Origin of the sequence: uncultured Shewanella sp. (genome assembly GCF_947501665.1) — a bacterium.
GTDB lineage: Bacteria > Pseudomonadota > Gammaproteobacteria > Enterobacterales > Shewanellaceae > Shewanella.
The window spans coordinates 18,901-44,886 of sequence record NZ_CANMWS010000027.1; the positions used below are offsets into that span (position 1 = coordinate 18,901).

Here is a 25,986-nt window from a genome sequence, read left to right on the forward strand (position 1 = left end):
GGTATATCCACAGCAAAGGTGCATTTCAAATGCACCTTTGCTTGTTATCAACAGGCTGAATTCAACTTACTTAAAGCTGCTCCAAATAGGTGCATGATCAGAGGGTTTTTCAATGCCTCTAAGATCATAATCTACATCACTTTCAGTCAATTTATTTGCAAGTGATGCGGTGGCCAGTACCACGTCGATACGCAGTCCTCTATTATCGACAAAGCCTTTACTGCGGTAATCGAACCAAGAGTAACGCTCTGCTCTATTTGGGTGGAGCTGACGGAAAGTATCGATTAAGCCCCAATCGAGTAAGGTGGCTAACCATTTACGTTCTTCAGGTTGAAAACTGCACTTTCCGGTTTTTAGCCAACGTTTGGCATTGACTTCTCCTATGCCGATATCAAGATCGGTGGGAGAAATATTAATATCGCCGATAATGGCAATGTCTTCTTCAGGACTATGATATTCATTTAAATATTTCATTAAATCTTGATAAAATCGACGCTTAGCAGGGTATTTTGTTTCATGATCAATGTTATCTCCTTGAGGAAAATACCCATTTAATACCGTCAGAGGGCGGCCATTTTTTTGCATGAAGGTACCTATGATCATACGGCGCTGTGCATCATCATCATCTGTTGGAAAGCCTTTTTGGACTTTGTCAGGGGCTTGTTTAGATAACATGGCGACACCGTAATGGGCCTTACCACCATGAAAATGCACGTGGTAGCCCATGGCTTCCACATCCGCTAAAGGAAAGGCTTCATCATGGACTTTCGTTTCTTGCAAACCAATAATGTCGGGTTGATGAGTATCGATTAAGGCTTGAAGTTGATGTAATCTTGCACGTAATCCATTGATATTAAATGAAACAATTTTCACAGTTTTTTCCTTACTTTTACGGTAATACGCGCTTAAAGGGTTTAACAACAACACTTTTGTAAACACCTGCAGTGATGTAGGGATCTTGATCTGCCCAAGCTTGCGCTTGCTCAAGAGAGTCAAAATCAGCAACCACTAATGAGCCTGTAAAACCAGCTTCGCCTGGGTTGTCGCTATCAATGGCAGGATGAGGCCCTGCGATAAGCAGTTTACCTTCATTGGTGAGATCTTGTAATCGAGCAAGGTGGGCGCTGCGAGCGGTTTTTCTTTTTTCTAGACTATTTTCATTATCTTGAGATGAAATCATATACCACATTATTTCAATTCCTTACGCTGTTCTTCAGACATATTTTTGTAAAGATAAACAATCGTCACCACGGTATTGATGAGAGTCAATGCCGTTAAACCGAAGACTTTAAAATTCACCCAAGTTTCTTGAGGCAAACTAAAGGCGACGTAAACATTAAGTAGACCACAAGCGATAAAAAAGAAGACCCAATACCAAGTAATATGTGCCCATATTTTGTCAGCAACAATGAGTTCTTTACCAAGCATGCTTTTCAGAACGGGTTTGTTAATCAGCTGACTCACCGTTAAGCCGATTGCAAATAGAGCATAAACAATGGTGACTTTCCATTTTATGAAGGCATCGTCATGGAAAAATAACGTCAATGAGCCAAAAACGGCCACCATGGCAAAAGTGATGACATGCATTTTTTCGAGTTTTTTGTATAGCATGTAGGTGACGATGAGTTGCAGCGCAGTGGCGACTATGAGTGCCCCACTGGCGACATAAATATCGTAAATTTTATAAAAAGCAAAGAAAATAACTAAAGGTAAAAAATCGAGCAACTGTTTCATAAAGTGATATCAATCAAAATAAGTAAAAGTAGCCATGAGTGTAGCATGATGGTGAATGAGGAAAAAGGATAGGCTAAAAACAAGGTCAATATTAGGGACTGATTTGCAGTAAGGTTGCGCTCAGCTTATCGTTAGGATTATTTTGAGTAATGGAGAGGTAAGTATCTTTGCTTGTATTGGTTGGGATTGGTAAAATATAACGGCTATTTTCATAATAGACATAGTTATTAAAGGTGACGTTTCTAAAGCGTTTGTTGATATTCTCTTTCAATACATATGAAGCAATTAATCTATCAGTTTCAACAAGGTAACCGACTCCCTTATATTTATAAGATGTATGTTGGTTAGGTTTCAGAATATTGACTTGGCAATGTCGGTATGGGTTTTCTGATTGTGGATGTTGGTACCATAAATGGGGCGGGTGTAGTGGATGGCTATATTGTATTGCGTTGTTTTTTGTTATGGCGATGGCAACATTGGTACAGCCTTCTGCTAGGAAACTGATCAGCATGTTTTGTTCTGTGTTATTTAATACTGTCACTTGAACATTTTGGGCAAAATCGGTGCTGAACATGGCACTGACTTTTATGGGAAAAATAATTAAGGTAGATAAAAGCAATGCATAAAAAAATATGAATCGATACATGTTATCCACCTTATTGCTGTTGCCTTTATCTTAAATTTAGAAGTGTTTAAATGTAAAATCAAAAGTGATGTTGTTACTTAATGTGTGTTGATGTTTCTTATATGTTCTTTTTTTGGTTAGTCACACCCACAATCAGTTTCACTGCGCCAGCAACCACCAGGACAAAAGCAGTCTTTTGTTCCGTCTCTCGATGAACAGCTTATTCCTACGGATGTTAAGCCAATTTCAGTCATACTATTGGAAATATTTTGCCGTGCTGATATTTCAGATATCCATTCTCCTTGCATAATTAAATCAACAAAGACATGTTGCATTTCAGTCCAGTTCACATTGGTTTGAAATGATGTTGATGATGTATCTTGATTGGAACTTGCATAGGTAAAACTGGTGACAAAGAGTAATAAAGCAGCAATGCTACGAGTGAGTATAGGCATGGTTATTCCTTATTGGATAGCGTGAATTTAGTCCGTTGTTTAGGTTGTTTTTCGATCTTTAATCTTGAAGGTGCTTCCTACAACAAGTAAGAGTGTAGTGGTTATTGAAGCGAGTACGGTCAAACATGTCAGTTCAACTGAAATATCGCTATTAAGGGTAGTTATTAAGGTGTAGGTTGATAAACTGGGTGAAGAATAAGTTGATTTTAATTGGAAAAAAACGATGACAAAGTCGGTGAGTATTGTGGGTTGTGGTTGGTTTGGTTTGCCACTGGCCAAAGCGTTTGTTGAAGTTGGTTTTGATGTGAGAGGCTCAAAACGAACAGCAGCAAAAGCCAGATTATTACAGCAAGAGGGAATAATGGGATTCCATTTAGATTTAGATGATAAGGAAACCTTCGACTCTAGGACATTATCACGTACAACATCCTTACTTGACAGTGATTATTTAGTGGTGAATGTTCCGCCAGGCTTTAGGCAGGATCCTCATGGGTATTTAAGGCGGTTAACACGATTAAAAGAGTGTATCTCTGATTGCCAATATCAGCGTATTATTTTTATCAGTAGCACAGGAGTTTATCCAGCGAAGGATCAAGTGGTGACAGAAAAAGATGCAATAATGCACTCAGCATCCAGTGAAAATTTGTTAGCTGCTGAGCAGGTGTTTAGGGATATAGCTCCCACATGTGTGCTTAGATTTGCAGGGTTAGTGGGTCCTAAGCGTCATCCTGGACGTTTTTTATCTGGAAAAACGGATATTTCAGGAGGGGCGGCTCCGGTTAATTTAGTGCATTTAAATGATTGTATTAGCGCTGTTGTTCAAGTGATTACGGCCAAAAATGTAGGACCTGTATATAACCTTTGTGCATTTGAGCATCCAAGTCGAGAACAGTTATATCAAGCGGCATCGCTGCATTTAAATTTACTTAAACCACTCTTTAATGAGGTTGAGGTAGCGGGGAAAAAAGTGGATGCGAGCTTGATTACACGAGAGTTAGGTTTTCAATATCAATTCAATAATCCAATTGATATGCTTGATTATTGTTAGCAATAACTTAGGGCCTGTTGAGCTTTGGTGAGTGTTTTTGCAGCAGTTTGTCGTTTCTTTATACAAGGCAGAGCTTATGCGGTGTCGTTATTCGCCATAAATAAGCGATAATGCCGTAGAAAGGAGCGACAAGCGCTGTCCTCATTCTTTTATAAGGCAGGATCCACTAAACGTGTTTTACTCTTTGTTGAGAGGCATTCGCTTAGAATAACTAGGCATCACACCTCTCGCCGCGATTAAAACACGTTTATCTGAACATAATTTAATCACTAAAGAACAACAGGCCCTAGGGTATGACCATGAAAAAGAGATTGAAAATGAAACAATTGTTTTTAGGTATAGCTATGTGTTTAATGGCTTTGCTAAGTTATGCGAGTGATAATCGTTACATTGAAGGCCAAGATTATATTCACATTAATGGGATCCCTGAAACACAACACCCCGTTGTTCGGGAGTTTTTTTCTTACAATTGCCCTCATTGCTACCGTCAAGATGCGACATTTGAGACAATGTCGCACTTGTTAGGAAAGGATATCATGTTTGTCAGAACACCTGTCGGAGCGGGTCGAGACGCATGGATATTAAGTCAAAAAGCTTATTATCTAGCGCAGAAGTTTAAAGTGACTCGTCAAGTCCATGGGGTTATTTTTAAACGTATTCATACACAAGAAGGTGGGTTTAAAAATGAGATGGATGTGGTGAATTTTTTTGTTAAGCAAGGTTTAGAGGTGAATGAAGTTAAGGCTGCATTAGCGTCAGCAGATGCCGATTTAGCTATTTCAAATTATGATCTGCAAACTCAATTATCGGGTATTCGAGGGGTGCCTTCGTTATTAGTTAACGGACAATATCTGGTGAATTCGACTTCACAAACTCCTGAGCAGCTCAGTCAATTGGTTCAGTATTTAAGTCGATTAACCGTTAAAAAAGACAAATAATAGTGAGTACTGTCAGAGCATATTGGTCGTGATAATGAGGAATGATACCCGTGATACTTTCTGCTAAATGCATGGGAAGAGTCACGGGCATAGCAGGATTATTTTGTGCTGCTGACCCTGTGTGATGTATATTCAAGTGGGCTAAGAATATACAGGTCGTCTGAAACAAATTCATTACTTTTTGCTTGACTCCACCAGTGATGCCAAGGGCCTAGATCATGGGTATCTTGCAGTAATGACTTAGGTGGTAAAGGAGTGACTAAGCTGCCTAATGAAATCGCAAGTCCTGTTGGGGTACGTTTTTTTATCATTTGAGGCATAAGCTTACTTGGATCGTCTAATCCCATGGCTCCAACTAACTCATAAAAACTATGTAGCGTATTATGATGAAAATGCATGACACGCTCACTTTTTAAATTGACGTCTATGGCTTTACTTCTGACAGGATCTTGTGTTGCGATACCAGTTGGGCAGCGGTTGGTATTACAATGTCTTGATTGTACGCAACCAATAGCTAGCATCATGGTTCTGGCTGCGTTGACTGTGTCAGCACCTAACGCTAACTTAGTGAGTAAATCAAAGCTAGAAGCGGTCTTTCCAGAACCTATGATGCGAATTTTATCTCTAAGGGCTACCCCCATCAGTGCATTATGTACAAAATAAATACCTTCAAGGCAAGTCATGCCTAAATGATTACTAAATTCTAAAGGTGCAGCGCCTGTACCGCCTTCTGCGCCATCAACAGTAATAAAATCAGGCAGAATATTGGTTTCAAGCATGGCTTTACATATACATAAAAACTCTGCGGGGTTACCCACACAGAGTTTAAAACCTATAGGCTTTCCCTCGCTTAGTTGTCGGAGTTTTTGGACGAATGTTAACAAGGCTTTAGGCGTTGTACATTCGGGGTTGACGGCGGGTGATACACAGTCTTGTCCCTTAGGTATATGTCGAATTGAGGCTATTTCATCGGTAATTTTTGCGGCGGGTAATACGCCACCATGGCCAGGCTTTGCGCCTTGGGAAAGTTTAATTTCAATCATTTTGATTTGAGGTTTACAGGCCATTGCCTTAAACATATCTTCATCAAATTGTCCTTCATCGTCTCTACAACCAAATAAACCTGAGCCGACTTGCCAGACCAGATCGCCATCGTGCTTTAAATGATAAGGGCTCACACCTCCTTCGCCTGTGTTGTGAAAACAATGCGCTTTTTTTGCCCCTAAATTGAGTGCTTCGATTGCATTTCGACTTAAGGCACCAAAGCTCATAGCTGAAATATTAAGATAAGATGCGCGGTAGGGTTGTTTGCAATCATCGCCCCCAAAGCTAATGTGTTTCGCTTCTGCTTTGACTGTTTTAGGGCTGAGTGAGTGCCATGCGCTTAAATAATTCTCTTCAATTAAATTCCGCTGAGTACCAAAGGCAACCGTATCTCTCACATTTTTAGCTCTTTGATAGACTAAAGAGCGTTGCTCACGGTTGAAAGGCTTTTCTTCCTCATCATTAGCGATAAAGTATTGCTGAATTTCAGTACGAAAGGATTCTAAAAAATAGCGAATATAGGCCACACTAGGATAGAGTCGATTTAAATTATGCTTACTAAACTTTAAGTCATAAAAACCGACAACAGTATAAAGTAAGGTAAAACAAAAAATCAGCGCAGAAGAGAGATCATTAACATGTAACCAGAGAGTAAAAGCTAATAAATTCCCTAGGGTAGCAATAAACCAAAATACTTTTTGCATTGGCGTCATTGGAGGATCCTTTATCAACAAGCAAAGAATGTGAATGTTTATTGAACGTCATTGCTTTAACTATAGCAAGAGTGAGCATACTTTTATTTTGTATTGCGCTAGACCTAAGAGTAGACTTAGCGCCATTGCAGGTTCTCTCCTATATTTAAGTGATAGAAAGTTCGGGAGCACAGTATGGTTGTTGCAGAGACTGGACGGTTATATCTTCGTCGGTTTAACGTAGATGATGCTAAAGCAGTTTTTTTACTGAATAGCATGCCTAAGATTTTAAGTCATTTACCGGGTTCTCCACTTAGGTCAGTTGAAGAAGCTCGCCAAGTTATTTTAAATGTTGCCTTGCCGACTTATGCTCAATTTGATTATGGTCGCTGGGCGGTTGTCCATAAACAAGATGAGCGTATTATTGGTTTTTGTGGTCCCAAATATCTTGATTGCTATAATGAAGTCGAGTTATCTTTTCGTTACTTACCTGAATATTGGGGACAAGGCTTTGCCACTGAAGCAGCTATTGCGGCAATAGAAATATGCCAAGAATATCATTTAGCAGGGATTATGGCCTTAGTATTGCCGGGTAATCATGAGTATGAACATGTATTGAAAAAAATTAAAATGTATGAAACAAAAAGAGATCATTATTTAGGTTATCGGGTTAAAATATTTCATCGACTTTTTGATCATTAAGTTTATTCTTTCAAAGAAAGATCATTTGTTCGTTAAAAAACCAGCAATTAGCTGGTTTATTAATCTATTTGGTGGACTATTTTTCTTCATGATCACAGTGACCATCGGCACAAACGCCGTATAGGTATAAACTGTGATTTGTTAATTTTATATTGTATTTTGCGGCAATTTCATCTTGGCGTTGTTCAATGATGTCATCGGCAAATTCAATCACTTTGCCACAAGATAGGCAAACAAGGTGGTCATGATGATGTTGAGTTGCCAATTCAAATACAGCTTTACCACTTTCAAAGTGATGACGGGTGACGATACCTGCATCATCAAATTGGTTTAATACACGATAGACTGTCGCGAGGCCAATTTCTTCACCTAAATCTAATAGTCTTTTATAAAGATCTTCAGCACTGATGTGTTGATTTTCGGGCTCTTGCATGAGCTCTAAGATCTTTATTCGAGGGAGGGTTACTTTTAACCCTGCTTTTTTTAGCGCTTGATTTCCATCAGTCATGATGCATCTCTTATTTGCAGAACGATTAGCATAAATGTTAATGGTTCATTTGTGGCCGTTGAAACCATTATATGTGTACCTGCAGAAAACTGGAACCTTTGATTTATCTATATCAGTCAAATGAATAATAATTATAGGGTATTTTTTTTAATATGCGATAAAATAAGCAATTTAAGCATACATTCTGTAATGTTATTAAGTTTATTTGACGTATTTTATAAAATATAAAATCGATATGGGAAAGGAAGCGTTTTATTGATAAACAGGCATAAAAAACCCCATAAAATATTTTATGGGGTTTCAATGGTACTAAAGATTAACGGCTAGCATTATTTTTTAGCGTTTCTTTCTTTAACTTCAGCAATGACTTTTTCAGCAACACTGTTAGGACAAGGTGCATAATGAGCAAATTCCATAGAGAATTGACCACGACCTGATGTCATTGTACGTAATGAACCGATGTAACCAAACATTTCTGATAATGGGACGTCAGCTTTAATACGAACGCCTGTTACACCTGCCATTTGATCTTTGATCATGCCGCGGCGACGGTTAAGATCGCCAATTACATCACCAACGTTGTCTTCTGGGCTGAATACATCAACGTTCATGATAGGTTCAAGCAGTTGTGCACCGGCTTTAGGCATAGATTGACGGAAAGCACCTTTAGCAGCAATTTCAAACGCGATAGCCGATGAATCGACTGCGTGGAAAGCACCATCTGTTAGTTCTAGTTCAACGTCAAGTACCGGGAAGCCTGCAACAGTACCGGTTTCCATCATTGAAGCGAAGCCTTTTTCAACAGCAGGCCAGAATTCTTTTGGTACGTTACCACCCACAACTGAAGAGCTGAAAGTGAAACCTGAGTTTTGCTCACCAGGACGGATAACATAGTCAATTTTACCAAATTGACCAGAACCACCAGATTGCTTCTTATGCGTGTAGCTATCTTCAATGGTTTTTGTGATTGTTTCGCGGTAAGCAACTTGTGGCTCACCAACAATAAGATCAACACCATAAGTACGCTTAAGAATGTCAACTTTAATGTCTAAGTGAAGCTCACCCATACCTTTAAGGATGGTTTCACCTGAATCTTCATCTGTTTCTACGCGGAAAGATGGATCTTCTGCAATCATTTTACCGATAGCGATACCCATTTTCTCACTGCCACCTTTATCTTTTGGCGCAACAGCGATAGAAATAACAGGATCTGGGAATACCATGGCTTCTAGTGTACAAGGATGTTTAACATCACATAATGTGTGACCTGTCTGGACATTCTTCATACCGACAATAGCGATAATGTCACCCGCTTGAGCAGAATCTAATTCGTTACGCTCATCAGCTTGCATTTCAACCATACGGCCAACACGTTCTGTTTTACCGGTGAACGAGTTTAGAATGGTGTCGCCTTTGTTGATTTTACCAGAGTAAATACGTACGAAGGTAAGCGCACCAAAGCGGTCATCCATGATTTTGAATGCGAGTGCTTTTAATGGCTCATCAACAGAGACTAGGGCATGTTCGCCAGTTTCATTACCTTCTTCATCGGTAAGTGGCTGAGGATCAACTTCAGTTGGTGAAGGTAGGTAATCAACAACAGCGTCAAGTAGAAGCTGCATACCTTTGTTTTTGAAAGCACTACCACAGTATGTTGGGAAGAAGTCCATTGTACGTGTTCCTTTACGGATACAACGCTTAATGTCTTCCATAGATGGCTCTTCGCCTTCCATGTACGCTTCCATTAGGTCATCGTCTTGCTCAACAGCAGTTTCGATTAGCATTTCACGGTATTCTTCAACAAGATCGACCATGTCAGCTGGAATATCTTCAATCTTGTAGTTTTCAGCTTGTCCAGTTTCGTCCCATACCCATGCTTTACGAGTCAGTAGGTCAACAACCCCTTTGAACTCATCTTCGATGCCGATAGGCAGAACCATAACCAGTGGGTTTGCAGCTAGTACGTCTTTAGTTTGCTTAACAACACGTAGGAAGTCAGCACCCATACGGTCTAACTTGTTTACGAAGATGATACGAGCAACTTCTGATTCGTTTGCATAACGCCAGTTTGTTTCTGATTGAGGCTCAACACCGCCACTTCCACAGAATACACCGACACCACCGTCTAATACTTTAAGAGAACGATAAACTTCAACAGTGAAGTCAACGTGACCAGGGGTGTCAATAACGTTAAAACGGTGATCGTTCCAAAAACAACTTACAGCAGCAGACTGAATGGTAATACCACGCTCAGCTTCCTGTTCCATGAAGTCAGTTGTAGATTCACCGTCATGAACTTCACCGATCTTATGGATTTTACCGGTTAGCTTAAGGATACGCTCGGTTGTAGTGGTCTTACCCGCGTCAACGTGAGCGAAGATACCAATGTTTCTGTACTTTGATAAATCAGTCATTTTTTTACTCTATTGGAGTTACGTTCTAAAATTCCGCGCAAGTATAGCAATACTTTCCGAATTTTTTTATCGATTTTTATCAATTTGAGTTAAATAAGCCAAATTAAAATCAAAAAAGCCCTTAAAACCGCAGGATTATGGTTTTAATTATTTATGTTGAACCAGATTATCCGCAGGGTTAAAGGGGAGTTAAAATGGCAAAAATGGCATTTGATTATTATGAAGTGGTAAGATATTTGTTAATCATTTCGAATAGTTTGGCTTTTTGAATGGGTTTTGAAAGATAATCATTCATGCCGACTTGGGCACATTTTTTAATATCTTGATCTAAAATACTGGCAGTCAAAGCGATAATGGGATGGGGGGGGATTTGTTGCTCCTTTTCGTACTGACGGATATTCGTTGTGGCAGTAAATCCATCCATTTCAGGCATCATACAATCCATGAGGATCAAATCAAAATCAGAATTACTTTTTATTTTTTCAACGGCTTCTAATCCATTATTAGCAATTTCATAACGGTAACCTTCTTTTGATAAAAACAAAGAAACGACTTTCTGATTAACTAAGTTATCTTCAACAATCAGGATACATTTTTGTAGTGAGTCTTGTTGCGGTGCAGTGTTATTTGATTCTATAGTGTCGTGGTTTCGACGCTGTTGGCAATATTTGACTCCATTAACTAAGGTATTTAACAGTCGGTTACCGAGTAATGGATATTTTATAATCCCATCAATTTTATCTTTAAAATCAATACTGGGCGTGAGTATATGCTGACAAATAATAAAGGGAACTTCAGGATATTGATCTTTAAAGGTATTGAGTTGTATAAAAAAGTCACTTTCACTTTCACTTTCGCCTTGATAATGATAAAGAAGAATCGCTTCTTTGGGCAATGTTGTGATGGATTCAAATTCTGTCAGTTTTTGTGCAATAGTGACGCCGTAGTAAGTGAGCTCATTTTCGAGTGTTGAGCACACTTGATCATCGTCACTTATCAATGCAATAGAGGCGTTGTTCAAAGCAGTATTGAGATCGGGAGGGCAGGTTTCAACTAGTGTGGCATCGATAGTAAAAAAGAAAGTACTGCCTTGTCCTTTTTCTGAGTCTACGTCCAATTTCCCCCCCATCAGTTCGACCAGTTGAGAGCTAATACTGAGCCCTAAACCTGTTCCACCAAATTGTCTTGTTATCGAGCTGTCTTCTTGTGTGAAAGGAGAGAAAATACTGGCTTGTTTGTCTTTTTCAATACCCGTTCCGGTATCCGTTACGGCAAAATAAAGGCGTAATTTTCCTTGCTGTTCATGGGGTTGTTGAATAGATATTGTAATGTCACCAGATGAGGTGAATTTGACGGCATTAGACATAAGGTTCATCAATATTTGACGTAATCTATGCTCATCAAGCATGACATTAAAAGCGACATTGCTGTTAATTTTAATATTTAAATTGACCGATTTTTCTATTGCTTTTGATACCACAATAGCAAGTGTGTCGTAAGCGACTTCTCTGACGTTTGCATCACAAGGTGTAATTTCAAGATTACCTGATTCAATTTTGGATAAATCAAGTACATCATTGATGAGCATTAATAAAGTATGTGAGGAGGTTTCAATCGTATTTAAATGTTCTTGTTGGGTAGGGGTAAGTTGAGTTTCGGCTAAAATACCTGACATACCAATAATGCCATTTAAAGGCGTTCGAATTTCATGGGACATATTGGCCAAAAAGGCGCTTTTGGCTTTATTAGAGGTTTGCGCTTGAGTATTCAGCTGTTTTAAGTTCTTCTCCACTTTTGTTAATGATCGTGTTAAATAAAATAAGACAGAAATGAGCAAAATAAAGAGTAATAGTATTAATAATCGGTTGAGGTTTTCGAGTGAATTAAGTTTGTCTGTGAGTGCTAACGGAATTTCAATATTTAGAATATTGAGTTCATTTTCAACGCTATGGATGGTGGCTCTGAGCTGGCCTTGTAAGCCTGAGTCATGATTGATACCTGCAATCTGTCCGAGCTCTTCTAATTGCAGTAGTGTTGTTGTAAACGTTTGCAGATCGGCATGGAGCTTAGCGTGTTCTTTTTGAGTATTAAATAATGCTTTTAGCTCCTTAATATCTTTGATAAAGGCTTCTTGGTATTGAGGATCATGTAAGGTAAAAAAATAATAGATGTCTTGCTGGACTTGCCAAAAAGTTAATTGAATATTTTTATCTTGTGTATTGATAATGTTTTTTTCGAGTTGAATTAAAGCGGTTTGTAAATGATGTTTTAGGCCATTATTGTTGGTGCCATTAATATCAAGTAATACCTGTGATAGTTCGTTAAAGGCATTGATATAAATATTAATGCTATCTATCATGACTAGACTATTGTAGTTAATATCTATTCTATTGTTTGATAATAATTGTTCAATTTGTATAATATCTTTCTTGAGCTGTTCGCCTTGTTGTTGTAAAGAGACTGCGTATTGTTCATCCAGTCTAGACATGAAATCCTTTTCATGTCGTCTCATCGTGAGTAAGCGGTTAGAAGAGTTGGATACCGTCACTTCAAGAGAAAGTAGATTATTTTCAGTTTCAATAATTTGATGGTTAAAGTAAGTATAAATAAGCAGAAGAATAATAATGGCACTGGTGGCGAGTTGAAGTTGTAATTTAATTGAGCTGGTGATTTTATTGGGCATAATCAAATCGCTTCCATGTACGAAGGTGTATGGTTGAATACGTGCTTTTGTGTTGAGTATAGTTAAGTTCTTTTACTTTGGTGGGATTGAGGAGAAGATGTGTTTTTACTCGTTTATTTTAGCAAACTTGGGATGAGTTTGAGCTTCGCAATAAGAAGGATTCAGTTTAATCATTTTTAATGAGTTGGTTTCAGTGAAAAAAGGGGCTAATCGGCAGGGGGGATGTTGGCATTTTTACGGAATAAATTCATCGGATCATATTTTTTTTTGATTTGCCTTATCTTATTGTAATTTTTACCATAGACTTTCTTAAGGTGTTGGTTATGTTCTTCACCAATGCCAGCATGATTAAGGTAAATACGGTTTTGGTTTGAATAGGTTGCGAGTCTATCCCACAATGCCCGTCCCCAAGCAATATTAGCATCATCAAAGTTTGCATCAATCCAGGCTAAATTTGACTCGAGCATAAAGTCTGTATCTCTTGAACCAAAGGCTGTAGCCTCTTCAGCGATCTCACGATATGCACCGCGTAAGCATTGGATGACAAAAGAGACGTTGCCCTTACAAGTGGAAAGGGGTCTTAATCTAAATCCATCGATGAATTCTTTTAGCATAGAGTGACTTAATTGGTTTGTATAAATCGATTTAAAGTAAAAGCGTTGAGGTTGAACTTTATTGCTATTCCAATTTTCAAACCATTGTTGGACTTGCTTGAAGGGGATAATTGATGTGGCATCATGGACTAGACCATCAAAAGAGCAAAGACGCTGAATGTGTTTTTGAGCCTCTTTATGTTCTCCTACATGAACCCCTGCAAGCATGACAACATCTTGATCATGTAAATGTTTAGGAAAGTGGAGGCTAGGTGGGACGCGATAAATAAATGCAATAGAGGTTAAATCTTGACTGGCTTGTGCCATGAAGTCTCGCCATTGTAATAATACACTTTCCGCTTTATCTATAGGATACATAGGGCTACAAAAGAGGACTTCAGGTCCAATAGGGTGGGCTTGAAATAGAAAAGAACTGACCACACCAAAGTTTCCGCTGCCGCCACATAAGGCCCAAAATAAATCAGTATGTTTGTCTTTTGAGACGGTTAAAATTCGCCCGTCACTGGTAACAATTTGTGCTGATAATAAATTATCAATAGTTAAACCATGCTTTCCCGTGAGCCAACCAAATCCACCTCCTAAGGTGAGTCCTGCAATACCTGTGACAGAGACTGTGCCGACAGGCACTGCGAGACCAAAAGCTTGTGTTTCATGATCGAGTTTACCCAGTAGTGTGCCAGCTTCGACTCTGACTTGCTTGGTATTAGCATCGACATAAACACTTTGCATTTTGCATAAATCGATTAACATGCCACCTTCACAGCTGGCATGCCCTGCAACATTATGACCGCCGCTTTTAACTGCGATAAGGAGTTTATGTTTTGCTGCAAAAATAACACAGGTTTGAATGTCTGCTACGCCTGTTGGTTTGACAATGAAAGCAGGTTTTCTATCAAAGATATGGTTAAAGATCTGTCTAGACTCTTCATATTCATGACCGTCTTCAAACAGTATATTTGAATTGAGTAGAGCCTTGAATCGGTCAAATTCTTCTTCTGGAATGTCAACGTTTTTATTATTTAATCCTTTTACTTTTATCATGCTGCTCAAACACCCATCGTTCATTATTTATTTTATATATTAGTCTAAGTTTGCACTTTTATTTTCGAGTGGATCAAAATTGATTGGGCGATAACGGTCATAATTTTGATCAGAAAAATCTAGATGAGAATATTGGGGCAAGCGATTAAGGAGCGGGCAATTATGCTCCTTATTCAGGTAAAGGGATTGTTTAATTTACACTTGTTCTAAATATGCAGCAGCGCCAATGAGTCCGGGCTGAGGCTCTGTGATTAAATACAAAGGTGCTTGATTAACATAGCCTGTGAAGCGACCTTTATGTGTATAATGCTGTTTAAATTGTGTGAAATCTATATGCTCAATGATCCTAGGCAGAATCCCTCCAGCAATATAAACCCCACCAAAAGCGCCATTCATGAGAACGAGATCGCCTAAGAATTGTGCCAATATTTCTAAGAAAAGCTCAATACTTCTAATGCATAATTCATCTGTTTTATGGATGAAGTGTTCGGTAATATGCTGAGCATCATATGGCTGGGCAATGACATTAGATTGAACGGCAAGTGCCTGATAGATATTAATGATACCTTGTCCAGATAAGAGTCGTTCTATCGATACACGTTCATGTTGGTCTAATAAATGGTTCAATACTTGTATTTGTTGTTTCGATGTAGGCGCAAAAGCAATATGCCCGCCTTCACCACTGATACAGTGATGATGCTTACCGACTGAGATGAGTTGAGCAATACCTAAGCCTGTACCTGGACCGCAAACCATTTTTGGCGCCTGGGTTTGTGCTTTTTTATCACTGATGGTGATCAATTGTTTGGAAGAGAGTTGAGGTAAGGACATGGCGATAGCATGATAATCATTGATGAGATGAACCTGTTTGATTTGACAATATTGTTCTAAGGAGTGAGCAGAAAATTGCCAATCAAGGTTGGTCATTTTAATGATTTCATCATTAACCGCCCCGGCAATACAAATACAGGCTTTTTCAATATTCAATTGATTAAATTCGATATAATGCTTGATTGCAGCTTCTAAGGAAGGAAATTCAGCACATTTAAAAGTTTGAATATGATTGAGTTTACTTTGACAAGCAATTGCAAGGCGTATATTGGTACCACCTACATCGGCGACTAGATTTCTTTGCAGCATAGGGTTCTCTTCGTTTTGCATTTTCATATGTCAGTCAAGATTTACGGTAGAGCTTAGAACGAGTTGATTTTTTGTGATTACATGATGTTCGAGATAAACGAGTCTGAATCGCGGCGAGAGGGATGACGCCTAGTCATTCTTAGCCCCTTTAGATGGGGGAGGTCGAACAACGTTTGAATCAAGGCCGACAATAACGACGCCACATAAGCTCTGCTAGGTCAAATAACGCCACAAACGGCTGCAGAAATCACTACCAAAGATAAACATGAATATAAGATAACGGATTTAATCAACGCTGGCGAACATGATTTTAAATTTGTCTCCAAACTGCTTTAAAAATGTTTATTTGTGATTAAATTACGTTATTAAAATGATGCAAGTCAAGCTGATGTATCATAGCATTCATCATGAATATTACATTAATTACTTATTTTACAATTAGTTGGTTATCTATCGCGATATTCATCAATAAAGTTCAATAATCAGTTTGGTTGTTTTTTTACCACGCTTAAAGAGCGAATGCAATACCGCTAAAAATGATGAGACAGTGTTTGTTTTTGATTTTAATCGGACCGTTAAGCGTGGGCTATTTGATTTAAAGTGGGATTTTAAAGCGTGTAGGCTTAACCTCATCTGCGCTTGAGGTTATACTGACGGAAAATTTATATTCGTTGCGATTAATATTAAATGACCCAAGACGTTCAACAACACCTATCGTCAACTGTGTTGGCATTAGACACCTGTACAGAGTCATGCTCTGTGGCATTAATGGTTAATGGAGAAGTGTATCATCAACAAGTTGATGCTCCTCGTGAACATAGCCAACGTTTATTGCCTATGGTTGACAATATATTAAAACAAGCACAAGTGACCTTAAAAGATATCGACTATATTGCTTATGGTCGGGGTCCGGGGAGCTTTACGGGGATTCGAATTTGTACGAGTATGACCCAAGGCTTGGCGCTAGGACTTGATGTACCTGTTATTGGGATCTCTACATTAGCGACGATGGCGCAAATTGCAATAACCGATCGGGGGGCGACTCAAGTATTGTGTAGTATTGATGCGCGTATGGGAGAGGTGTATTGGGGTCAATTTATCAACCTTGATGGTATTGCAACGCTTGTTGGGAAGGAGCAAGTGACAACGCCTCAAGATGTGAGCTTAGTGTTGAATGTCAATGAAAGTATTATTTGCACTGGTACAGGCTTCGATACATACCCTGAGCTGTTATCAATAAGCGAGAATCTCACGGTTGATGAGAAAGCTAAATATCCTCAGGCCAGTGCGATGATTGCGTTAGCTGAGGTGGGATACCTTAAAGGCGAATCGACCAGTGTTGATGCGTTAGCCCCTGTTTATTTACGTGATACCGTGACATGGAAAAAATTACCGGGACGTGAGTAAGCTTTTCATTATAACGCTTTAATCATTATTTATTCGATAAGCCCACTGAGTCTTTAAAATACTCAGTGGGCTTTTTATTGCTGTATTGATAAAGGCTCGATATTATTGATGAAATAATATCGAGCCTTTATCAATAGGAAATGCCATGGGTCACTCAAAAATCCCAACCAAAGGACGTTTTTTCATCGAGTTATTTGTGGCGGTGATCATTACTCGTTTGCCTCTTATTCAAATTCCTTTTAAGTGGTTGGAAAGTTACTTTCATGAACTTTCCCATGGTTTGGCGACGTTATTAACGGGTGGGTCAGTGAGCCATATTCAATTATTTCCTAATGGTGCGGGTTTGTGCTTTAGTCAGGGGGGCTGGCCTATCATCATTGGTTTTAGTGGTTATTTTGGCGCAGCTTTATGGGGCTTTTTACTGTTTTTTTTGGCAACTAGCTCAAGAGGAATAAGGGTTTATTATGCTTTATTAGGCACAGGTGTGTTGCTAACGATTGCCCTGTGGGGGCGAGATATATTGACGATTGTGATCCTATTGGTCCTTGCTGGGGTATTTTTATTGCCGCTTAAACTGGATAGTAAAACTTTTTTTAATAGTGGGTTAAGGATTATAGCCCTGATGATTATGCTTAATGCTCTGGCTAGTCCAACTTATTTATTGGGGATAGGATCCCGTGGCGATGCCGCCATGTTAGCTTCACAAACGTGGATACCGGCTTGGGTTTGGGTGGGAATATGGCTGTTATTCAGTGCATGGATGTTGATATTAAGTTGGCGTCGAGTGCGCGATGTTAAGCGAAATGCTTGAGCTTTTTATGTGTTATACCCGTGAGACTTCAAGCTGTAGGATTCAGTTGGAATGAAAAGTCTTTTAGACAAGGTCATTAATTGCTCCTGCATAAATGACATTTCCATCATCCTTGATGGTTAGCTGAACATCGAGCCTAGTCATTCTAAGTTGGTGTTTAATAACACAGTATAAAAGGCTTTTAAACCAACCCTTTGGGAGTGTGTAAAAGCGCCTACTTCTGCGTTGTATCACCTTAAAAGGCAATAAGCATTTCGGCAATAATACGCCTTGAATTAGGCACTTTTACGCACTCTGAAAACATGCATCTTGAAGTATCACAGGTATAAGGCGTACCAACGGAATTGCGGGAAAGGCTTGGTTTTTCATTTAGTGGCTGTTATTTTGAACGTTTATTGATAATCAAGGAAGAAAAACTATGTTTTTGAATACGATTTTTAATACTCCAATACTGAATACTCGCTTAGAGAGTATAAAGAGGAGTTTGGGTGGGAAACACTTATCGTCTGTTTCGTTCGTCAGCGTGGGGTTGTTATTGGGGAGCATGAGTTTTTCCGTAATGAGCAGTAGCGAGTCGAGTGATATGAAAGATCCGTTACATAATGCCGTACAAAGCGACTTTAGAACGTCAAGTAACATTCAGCGTGATGTTTACAGGCACCCCTTTGAAACATTGAATTTTTTTGGTGTTAAACCGACTGATACTGTGATTGAACTATGGCCAGGTGGAGGATGGTATGCAGAAATATTAGCCCCATATTTAAATCAAAAAGGGCAATATGTTGGTGCGATTTTTGACAGTAATCCCACAGATGAAGCTAAAAAGAATGGCTATAGGGCGACATCTGCAAAGAAATTTAAAGTGTGGCTGGAAGACAGTAAAACGAAGACTTCTCAGGCTGAGGTCGTGACTTTTGATCCGCCAACGCATTATTCTCTCGGCCCTAATAACAGCGCAGATGTTGTTCTTACATTTAGAAATTTACATAATTGGGCGGTGAAAGATTATTTATTACCTGTTTTTCAATCGGCATTTAAAGTGCTAAAGCCGGGCGGCACTTTTGGAGTCGTAGAGCATAGGGGAAAAGAAGGAATGTTGGCCAGTAGTGGCTATATGGAACAAGATGAGGTGATTGCTTTAGCTAAAAAAGTGGGCTTTTCACTTGTGGCTAGCTCTGAAATTAACGCAAATTTAGCCGATACAAAAGATTATCCAAATGGAGTATGGAGTCTTCCTCCACGATTAAAAGGAGGGGATACCGACAAGCAAAAATATGTGGATATCGGTGAGAGTGATAGAATGACATTGAAATTTATTAAACCAAATCGTTAATTTTGTATTCTCAAAGCGATTAAGGGTTTAGGCAAACGTTAAAATGAAATTTGTTTAAATAGCGCTTGATGAGCAAAAACGTTAAAGTGCTTTTCATGATGATATATACCGTGATACTTCAAGCTTAAGGATTTGGCTGGCATGAAAAAGCCTTTTAGACAAAGTATTGAACATCGAGCCTAGTTATTTTAAGTTGATGTTTAAAAACTCAGTATAAAAGGCCTTTCTCTTTACTAATAAGGATTAGCTCGTTGGGAGTGTATAAAAGCATCTACCTCGACATTATATCATCTTAAAGGGTCATATATTTCGGCACTTTTTCTTATACAAGAATACGCACTTTGAAAACATGCATCTTGAAGTTTCGCGGGGAGAACAATCTGTCTGTATTTAGAAAGGTGATGTTGCTTTAAATAAAGGAAGTAAAGAAGAGGGGTGAAGTGTTGTTCATCACTTTTTTATGCTCTTTATTTTTATTACATTAAACGGGAAAAATATGCTGAGTGATGTCAAAACGAATGGCGAAGAGATACAAATTGCCTTGCCGCATTTGAATGTATCGGCAAGGATGTGGGGACGAGAAGATAAACCTTTACTGTTGGCTCTACATGGTTGGTTAGATAATGCGAATAGTTTTGAGCCTCTTGCGGCTTATTTGAATGATTATCAAGTTTTGGCTATTGATTGGCCCGGTCATGGCTATTCGGATCACCATCCTGGGCATTATCCTTTACATTGGGTTGATTATATTTTCGATTTACAATTACTCATGACCTATCTTGAGCAAAAAAAAGCCCCTGTTGCAATTATTGGTCATTCATTAGGGGGAATTGTGGCATCGGCTTATACGGCTGCTTTTCCTGAACACGTGAATAAGTTAATTTTAATTGAAGCGTTAGCGCCTATTTTTGAGTCGGCGAAAAAAAATAAAGCAAGATTAAAGAAAAGTTTTAAAGATTATCAAACTTACCTTGCCAATAAAGAGAACACCATTAGTGTGTATGATAATTTGCATATTGCTGTGAATGCGCGGCATAAATTAACCGGATTAGAGATATCATGGTGCGAATTACTGACTAAACGAAATATGTTTAAAAATGGACAAGGAGTGAGTTGGAGAAGTGATCCAAGGTTAAGATTGGACTCGCCTACTCGTTTAAGTTTTGAACAAGTCGATGCATTGATGCAGTCACACCCTTGCCCCACGTTACTTATCACGGCTGAAGATGGGTATCACTCTTTACAAACTGCGCTCTCTCAAGGCCAAAAATGGTTTAATCAATTATCGACATTGCATTTAGCAGGGGATCATCATTTGCATATGGGGAATGCCGCAGCAGTGGCGAGTGCGATAACAGAATTTATTGCTAATGATAGAAATGTGGTTGTTTAGAAGAGGGGAAATACGATTTTGGGTTATTTCTTCGTTAAGTGCTTTAGTTGTAAATTTTGACTAGGTTTTTTGTTTCATTTATGTGATGATGTTCAAAAAATTAAACGCTTGTATGATTTATATCACTGGCAATAGAAATACAATCATTAAGTCTGTGTTAAGCATTATTTCTAGGTGTTTAACGTAGACTTTTGTTGTACTGCTTTCATCATACTGAAGGCATGAGGAGAGAGTTTTGGATCAGCCTTGGATTAATAATTTACCTGATGGTGTACCCGCCGAAATCGACGTTAATGAATATGCTTCACTTGTTGATTTATTTGAACGGTCAACGGCTAAGTATGCCGACCAATCCGCTTTCGTTAACATGGGGGCGAGTTTAACTTATCGTAAATTAGAAGAGCGTAGTCGTGCTTTTGCTGCTTACTTGCAAAATGAGCTGGCATTAAACAAAGGGGATAGGGTTGCGATCATGATGCCTAATTTATTGCAATATCCCATTGCTTTATTTGGCGTACTAAGAGCTGGAATGGTCGTTGTGAATGTCAATCCTCTTTATACACCTCGTGAGCTTGAACATCAGCTAAATGACTCCGGTGCCAAAGCGATTGTTGTTGTCTCTAATTTTGCTCATACTTTAGATAAGGTAGTCAAAAAGACAGCCGTTGAAAGTGTGATTTTAACAGGACTTGGGGATCTACTGAGTGCGCCTAAACGGACTTTAGTTAATTTCGTTGTCAAGTACGTGAAAAAAATGGTGCCTAAATATCATTTACCTCATGCTATCTCTATTCGTCAAGCCTTATCGAAAGGTCGAAGAATGCAGTATGTTAAACCTCATATTGGTGCTGAAGATTTAGCGTTTTTACAATATACAGGTGGAACCACTGGGGTATCGAAAGGGGCCATGTTAAGTCATGGCAATGTGGTGAGTAATGTATTGCAGGCCGATGCGGCTTATTCTCCTTTATTGAATAATGGTGAAGAGTTTGTGGTGACAGCTTTGCCGCTTTATCATATTTTCGCATTGACAGTGAACTGTTTGTTATTTATTCATAAAGGAGCAAATAATTTATTGATCACTAATCCTCGTGACCTTCCTGCGTTTATTAATGAATTGCATAAATACCCTATTACCGCTTTAACAGGGGTCAATACTTTATTTAATGCATTAGTGAATTCCCGTGATTTTTCTGGTTTGGATTTTTCTACGTTAAAGCTGTCTATTGGTGGGGGCATGGCAGTACAGCGAGCGGTAGCTGAAAAATGGCAAAGCATTACTCATACCCGTTTACTTGAAGGTTACGGGCTAACGGAAGCTTCACCTTTAGTGACTTGTTGTCCGTATAATTTAGAGGGATACAATAGCTCCATAGGTTTCCCTGTGGCGATGACGGACGTGCAAGTCCGTAGTGAAGAGGGAGATATCTTACCTCAAGGGGAAGTAGGGGAAATATTTGCCAAAGGACCCCAAGTTATGTTGGGATATTGGCAACGACCTGAAGAGACCCAAAAGGTGATCGATGACACTGGGTATTTAGCAACCGGTGATATTGGTTATATGGATGAGAATGGTTTCTTTTACATTGTCGATCGTAAAAAAGACATGATTTTAGTGTCAGGTTTTAATGTTTTCCCCAATGAAATCGAAGACGTGGTGGCAATGCACCCCAGTATTGTTGAGGTGGCTGCTGTTGGTGTGCCTCATGAGGTATCCGGTGAAGTGGTTAAAGTATTTGTTGTTACCAATAACGATGCGTTATCCGCTGAGGATGTTATTGAGCATTGTCGTCGTCATTTAACGGGTTATAAAATCCCTAAGTTGGTTGAGTTTAGAAAAGAGTTACCTAAGTCCAATGTGGGTAAAATATTGCGTCGTGAACTAAGGGATGAGCAAAAAAACTAAATCTGTTATTTCTTGTGTTAATATAGCAATAGCATTGAAAAAAGCCGGCAAATGTCGGCTTTTTATTTGAAGCAGATTTTGGAGAAGATATTGTTAGCGTTTGAGTATATAGATAATAATGCGAGTCTTGAAGCGTTAGTGAAACAGTATGAACAGGCAGATTTATTAGTATTAGATACTGAATTTGTTCGTACTCGTACCTATTATGCAAAACTAGGGTTAATTCAAGCCTATGACGGTAAGACATTGGCGCTTATTGATCCTTTAGCTGTGATGGATCTGTCTGTTTTCTGGGCGTTACTCACTCAGCCTAATTTGATTAAAGTACTGCATTCTTGCAGTGAAGACTTAGATGTTTTTGCGCATTATGCTCAATGTCAGCCCAGTCCACTTTTGGATAGTCAATTGGGTGCCAGCTTAGCGGGCTTAGGGCATAGTTTAGGTTATGCCAAATTGGTTGAAAATCTTTTATCGGTGAGTTTAGATAAAGGGGAATCTCGAACTGATTGGCTTAAGCGCCCCTTATCTCGTGCGCAACTAGACTATGCTGCTAATGATGTTTTTTACTTATATGAACTTTATCCCCAGTTAGTTGAAAAGCTAAAAAATATGGATAGACTGGATTGGGTGATGGCAGAAAGTGAGCGAATGACACAGAATCGACTCACCCCGGTGGTTCCTAATGATGCGTATTTGAAGGTGAAAAATGCCTTTCAGTTGTTGCCGAGACAATTAGCTTGTTTGCGAGATTTGGCTAAATGGCGTTTAGAAGTGGCATTGAAGCGAGATATGGCAGTGGGATTTGTTATCAAAGATCATGCATTAATCGCACTGGCAAAGAAACAGCCTCAAAGCCTCACGCAATTAGCAAAATTAATCGATTTAACAGAGCAAGAAAAACGTGTTCATGGCAAAAAAATTGTCGAGATCATCAATCAAGTGAACTTTGAGTTATTACCTGAGCCGATTGATGTGATTGCGCTTAAAACGGGATATAAATCCGCTTTTAAGGCGATTAAACAGGTATTAATGACACAAGCTGAAGCAGTTCAAGTCCCCATAGAGCTGTTAGGTTCAAAGCGTCATATTCATGAATATTTACGTTGGTTATGGGATGGTAAAAAAGGGGAGCTACCTCTGATATTAACAGGTTGGCGAGCCGATATTGTGGGTGAGCACCTCGATACTATTACTGTGTAGTCAATTGTGTGTCATGATAGTTAATCTCACAGGCTAAATCATTTAGCTTGTGAGATCACTAAAAGTCGAAATTAGCCCTGTGGCTCAGGCAAAGTAACGTTAAGTTCAAGTACTGACAGCTTTTCATCGTTTTGATCGAGTTGTACCGATATTTGATCGGGTCCAACGTTCACATACTTTCGAATGACTTCGATAATTTCTTTTTTCATTTCAGGAAAATAGTCAGGGGCGTCTCTTTCTCCGCGTTGATGGGCGACGATAATTTGGAGACGCTCTTTGGCGGTTGCAGCTGTATTCACTTTTTTGTCACTTTTAAAATAATCGAGTAAAGACATAGTTAATTACCAAGAAGTTAGTTACCAAAAGTTAGCTACCAAAAATGCGTTTTAAAAAGCCTTTTTTCTCTTCGGTAATAAAACGTAACTCAACTTCTTCACCTAAGAGGCGCGCAACACTGTCACTATAAGCAATGCCTGCATCGCTTTCTTCATCCCAAATGACAGGGATCCCCGAATTGGATGCTTTTAGAACAGATTGTGACTCTGGAATGACACCTAATAACGGGATCGCTAAAATTTCTTCTACATCAACAACACTTAACATTTCACCCGTACTGACTCTATCTGGTGCATAGCGGGTTAACAGGAGTAATTCTTTTACCGGTTCTAAGCCTTGTTCTGCGCGTCTCGATTTACTTTGTAACATACCGACTATTCTGTCAGAGTCTCGCACTGAACTGACTTCAGGGTTGGTCGTGACAATAGCAAGATCGGCATAATATAAGGCCATCATTGCCCCATTTTCGATTCCTGCAGGGGAGTCGCAAATCACATATTCAAATTGCTCAGAGAGTAAATCCAGTACTTTTCCTACTCCCTCTTTTGTGAGTGCATTTTTATCTCGAGTTTGTGAGGCAGGAAGAATGAACAGGTTTTCACAACGTTTATCTTTGATTAATGCTTGATTGAGATTGGCTTCTTCATTAATGACATTAACGAAATCATAAACGACACGACGTTCACAACCCATAATGAGATCTAAGTTTCTTAATCCAATATCAAAATCAATCACGACAGTCCTATGTCCTTTTAGGGCTAATCCTGTTGCAATGGCTGCGCTTGACGTGGTTTTGCCAACGCCGCCTTTGCCTGAGGTGACAACAATAATTTGTGTCATGTCTATACTATCCTTTTTAATCTGTCGGTTGTTAAAGTGATAAATTATCGGCAGTTAAGGTATTCTCTTTTAAGCGAATACAGGCACTTTGCGACGTAATATTTTGCTGAAGGTTTTCTGTTAACCAATATTGGCCAGCAATGGAAACTAATTCAGCTTCGATTTTTTTCGCAATGATAACGGCATGCTTATCGCCTGCGGCGCCAGCCATTGCCTTGCCTCTTAATGTACCATAGACGTGTATGCTACCATCTGCAATGACCTCTGCACCATTACCAACGGCGCCAATGATGATTAAATCACCACCTTTTGTGTAAATTTGTTGTCCTGAACGAATATTACGCTGGATAATTTTAGTTGTTTTCGGTAATTGAGGGGGATTGAGACTTTGTTTTCCTGATTTTACGATGGCCAGTCCAAGGGATTTGGCCTGCTCAATCAGTTCGGGAATGGCAGCGGTAATGCCAACAATGATTAAATGCCGTTGAGTAAGAATGTGCTTGAGTCGAGCAAGGTCAAATAACGGATCTTTGATGCGCTCAATATTAATCACTAAAGGTGCACCAATAAAGAATTGGGGGGCAATCGCGAGTTTATTATCCAGTTCAGCCGTGAGTCTGCTCATATCTTGATGCTTAATGTGCAGTACCGATAGGGTAAAGGATGCGCCTTTTAATTCTAGGCTTGGTGTATACATTCCGACTTTGCTCTTTACAAATGATCAACTTTACGTCGATAAACATTAAATTCCGATCAGTCCATGGTATAGTGTCGTTAATTAGCTGGCAAGTTGAATTGTTTGGAAATTGAGCCTGATATGATCTGTGCAGTATATAAAAGTAGTCGAAAACAAGAAACCTATTTATTTATTGAAAAACGTGATGATTTTACCAAAGTACCCGATGCATTAATGGATATGTTTGGGACGCCGACTTTAGTGATGATGTTGCCTTTAAGCAAACGTGATCACTTGGGGTTTGCAGATATCGAAAAGGTGAAAAGTGAATTAGTCGATAAAGGGTTTTATTTACAATTGCCGCCACCGGTTGAAAACCTATTGGAAACCCATAAAGCAGAGATTGGTTACAGCCGAGATTAATGGAATTAGGCATAGTTTAAAAG

Annotated in this window: 24 protein-coding genes; 10 read left to right on the top strand and 14 right to left on the bottom strand. The window is 39.1% G+C overall.

Annotation, left to right across the window (positions count from 1 at the left end; genetic code table 11):
* Positions 1–66: 66 nt before the first annotated feature.
* The 5 genes from xthA to Q0976_RS18715 form a co-directional block, all read right to left on the bottom strand.
* On the bottom strand, positions 67–873 hold the full coding sequence (gene xthA, locus Q0976_RS18695; RefSeq protein ID WP_299495395.1) for an exodeoxyribonuclease III: 807 nt from the start codon (positions 871–873) through the stop codon (positions 67–69).
* 16 nt (positions 874–889) lie between these two features.
* Positions 890–1,189 (bottom strand): YciI family protein, encoded by a 300-nt coding sequence (locus Q0976_RS18700; protein WP_299495396.1) that lies wholly within the window; start codon positions 1,187–1,189, stop codon positions 890–892.
* Positions 1,189–1,734 carry a septation protein A gene (locus Q0976_RS18705; protein WP_299495397.1) on the bottom strand — a complete coding sequence of 182 codons (546 nt, stop codon included), beginning with the start codon at positions 1,732–1,734 and terminating at the stop codon, positions 1,189–1,191. The genes Q0976_RS18700 and Q0976_RS18705 overlap by 1 nt, the downstream gene beginning before the upstream one ends.
* A 91-nt stretch (positions 1,735–1,825) precedes the next feature.
* Entirely contained in the window at positions 1,826–2,380 is a 555-nt protein-coding gene (locus Q0976_RS18710) for a hypothetical protein (protein WP_299495398.1), read from the bottom strand.
* Positions 2,381–2,496: 116 nt separating this feature from the next.
* Positions 2,497–2,814 carry a hypothetical protein gene (locus Q0976_RS18715; RefSeq protein WP_299495399.1) on the bottom strand — a complete coding sequence of 106 codons (318 nt, stop codon included), beginning with the start codon at positions 2,812–2,814 and terminating at the stop codon, positions 2,497–2,499.
* A gap of 223 nt (positions 2,815–3,037) precedes the next feature.
* On the opposite strand from Q0976_RS18715, the gene Q0976_RS18720 reads away from it, so the two are divergent.
* Complete coding sequence (locus Q0976_RS18720) at positions 3,038–3,862, top strand: SDR family oxidoreductase (protein ID WP_299495400.1); 825 nt, start codon at positions 3,038–3,040, stop codon at positions 3,860–3,862.
* Between the two features lie 299 nt (positions 3,863–4,161).
* Positions 4,162–4,800, top strand: a complete 639-nt coding sequence (locus Q0976_RS18725; protein WP_299495401.1) for a thiol:disulfide interchange protein DsbA/DsbL — start codon at positions 4,162–4,164, stop codon at positions 4,798–4,800.
* 98 nt (positions 4,801–4,898) lie between these two features.
* On the opposite strand, the gene Q0976_RS18730 is transcribed toward Q0976_RS18725, so the two are convergent.
* Positions 4,899–6,557: an FMN-binding glutamate synthase family protein gene (locus Q0976_RS18730; protein WP_299495402.1), complete on the bottom strand. Its 1,659-nt coding sequence runs from the start codon at positions 6,555–6,557 to the stop codon at positions 4,899–4,901.
* 174 nt (positions 6,558–6,731) lie between these two features.
* Here Q0976_RS18730 and Q0976_RS18735 point away from each other — a divergent pair, with 174 nt between their 5' ends.
* The gene (locus tag Q0976_RS18735) at positions 6,732–7,238 is read left to right on the top strand and encodes a GNAT family N-acetyltransferase (protein ID WP_299495403.1); all 507 of its coding nucleotides are present in this window, start codon (positions 6,732–6,734) and stop codon (positions 7,236–7,238) included.
* 76 nt (positions 7,239–7,314) lie between these two features.
* On the opposite strand, the gene fur is transcribed toward Q0976_RS18735, so the two are convergent.
* The 5 genes from fur to glk all read right to left on the bottom strand — a co-directional run bounded on the left by fur (position 7,315) and on the right by glk (position 15,665).
* A complete protein-coding gene (fur, locus tag Q0976_RS18740) occupies positions 7,315–7,746 on the bottom strand; it encodes a ferric iron uptake transcriptional regulator (RefSeq protein WP_299495404.1) in 432 nt (143 codons plus the stop codon).
* A gap of 329 nt (positions 7,747–8,075) precedes the next feature.
* Positions 8,076–10,160, bottom strand: a complete 2,085-nt coding sequence (gene fusA / locus Q0976_RS18745) for an elongation factor G (protein WP_299495405.1) — start codon at positions 10,158–10,160, stop codon at positions 8,076–8,078.
* Between the two features lie 217 nt (positions 10,161–10,377).
* Positions 10,378–12,843 (bottom strand): ATP-binding protein, encoded by a 2,466-nt coding sequence (locus Q0976_RS18750; RefSeq protein ID WP_299495406.1) that lies wholly within the window; start codon positions 12,841–12,843, stop codon positions 10,378–10,380.
* 206 nt (positions 12,844–13,049) lie between these two features.
* A complete protein-coding gene (locus tag Q0976_RS18755; RefSeq protein WP_299495407.1) occupies positions 13,050–14,498 on the bottom strand; it encodes an FAD-binding oxidoreductase in 1,449 nt (482 codons plus the stop codon).
* Positions 14,499–14,693: 195 nt separating this feature from the next.
* Positions 14,694–15,665: a glucokinase gene (gene glk, locus Q0976_RS18760; RefSeq protein WP_299495408.1), complete on the bottom strand. Its 972-nt coding sequence runs from the start codon at positions 15,663–15,665 to the stop codon at positions 14,694–14,696.
* 660 nt (positions 15,666–16,325) lie between these two features.
* Here glk and tsaB point away from each other — a divergent pair.
* The 6 genes from tsaB to rnd all read left to right on the top strand — a co-directional run bounded on the left by tsaB (position 16,326) and on the right by rnd (position 23,688).
* Positions 16,326–17,045: a tRNA (adenosine(37)-N6)-threonylcarbamoyltransferase complex dimerization subunit type 1 TsaB gene (tsaB, locus tag Q0976_RS18765; protein ID WP_299495409.1), complete on the top strand. Its 720-nt coding sequence runs from the start codon at positions 16,326–16,328 to the stop codon at positions 17,043–17,045.
* Positions 17,046–17,190: 145 nt separating this feature from the next.
* Positions 17,191–17,856: a M50 family metallopeptidase gene (locus tag Q0976_RS18770; RefSeq protein ID WP_299495410.1), complete on the top strand. Its 666-nt coding sequence runs from the start codon at positions 17,191–17,193 to the stop codon at positions 17,854–17,856.
* A 544-nt stretch (positions 17,857–18,400) separates the two neighbouring features.
* Positions 18,401–19,189 (top strand): methyltransferase, encoded by a 789-nt coding sequence (locus Q0976_RS18775; protein ID WP_299495444.1) that lies wholly within the window; start codon positions 18,401–18,403, stop codon positions 19,187–19,189.
* 496 nt (positions 19,190–19,685) lie between these two features.
* Positions 19,686–20,582: an alpha/beta hydrolase gene (locus Q0976_RS18780; RefSeq protein WP_299495411.1), complete on the top strand. Its 897-nt coding sequence runs from the start codon at positions 19,686–19,688 to the stop codon at positions 20,580–20,582.
* A 235-nt stretch (positions 20,583–20,817) separates the two neighbouring features.
* Complete coding sequence (gene fadD / locus Q0976_RS18785) at positions 20,818–22,488, top strand: long-chain-fatty-acid--CoA ligase FadD (protein WP_299495412.1); 1,671 nt, start codon at positions 20,818–20,820, stop codon at positions 22,486–22,488.
* A 90-nt stretch (positions 22,489–22,578) separates the two neighbouring features.
* On the top strand, positions 22,579–23,688 hold the full coding sequence (rnd, locus tag Q0976_RS18790) for a ribonuclease D (protein WP_299495413.1): 1,110 nt from the start codon (positions 22,579–22,581) through the stop codon (positions 23,686–23,688).
* Positions 23,689–23,759: 71 nt separating this feature from the next.
* Here the strand turns inward: rnd and minE are convergent, their stop codons facing one another.
* From minE to minC, 3 genes are read right to left on the bottom strand one after another with little or no spacing between them, the layout of a single operon-like run.
* Entirely contained in the window at positions 23,760–24,023 is a 264-nt protein-coding gene (minE, locus tag Q0976_RS18795) for a cell division topological specificity factor MinE (RefSeq protein ID WP_299495414.1), read from the bottom strand.
* Between the two features lie 31 nt (positions 24,024–24,054).
* Positions 24,055–24,864 carry a septum site-determining protein MinD gene (minD, locus tag Q0976_RS18800; RefSeq protein ID WP_299495415.1) on the bottom strand — a complete coding sequence of 270 codons (810 nt, stop codon included), beginning with the start codon at positions 24,862–24,864 and terminating at the stop codon, positions 24,055–24,057.
* Between the two features lie 31 nt (positions 24,865–24,895).
* Positions 24,896–25,561, bottom strand: coding sequence for a septum site-determining protein MinC (minC, locus tag Q0976_RS18805; protein WP_299495416.1), 666 nt, complete (start codon positions 25,559–25,561; stop codon positions 24,896–24,898).
* A gap of 120 nt (positions 25,562–25,681) precedes the next feature.
* Here minC and Q0976_RS18810 point away from each other — a divergent pair, with 120 nt between their 5' ends.
* A complete protein-coding gene (locus Q0976_RS18810; protein WP_299495417.1) occupies positions 25,682–25,963 on the top strand; it encodes a YcgL domain-containing protein in 282 nt (93 codons plus the stop codon).
* Positions 25,964–25,986 lie beyond the last annotated feature (23 nt).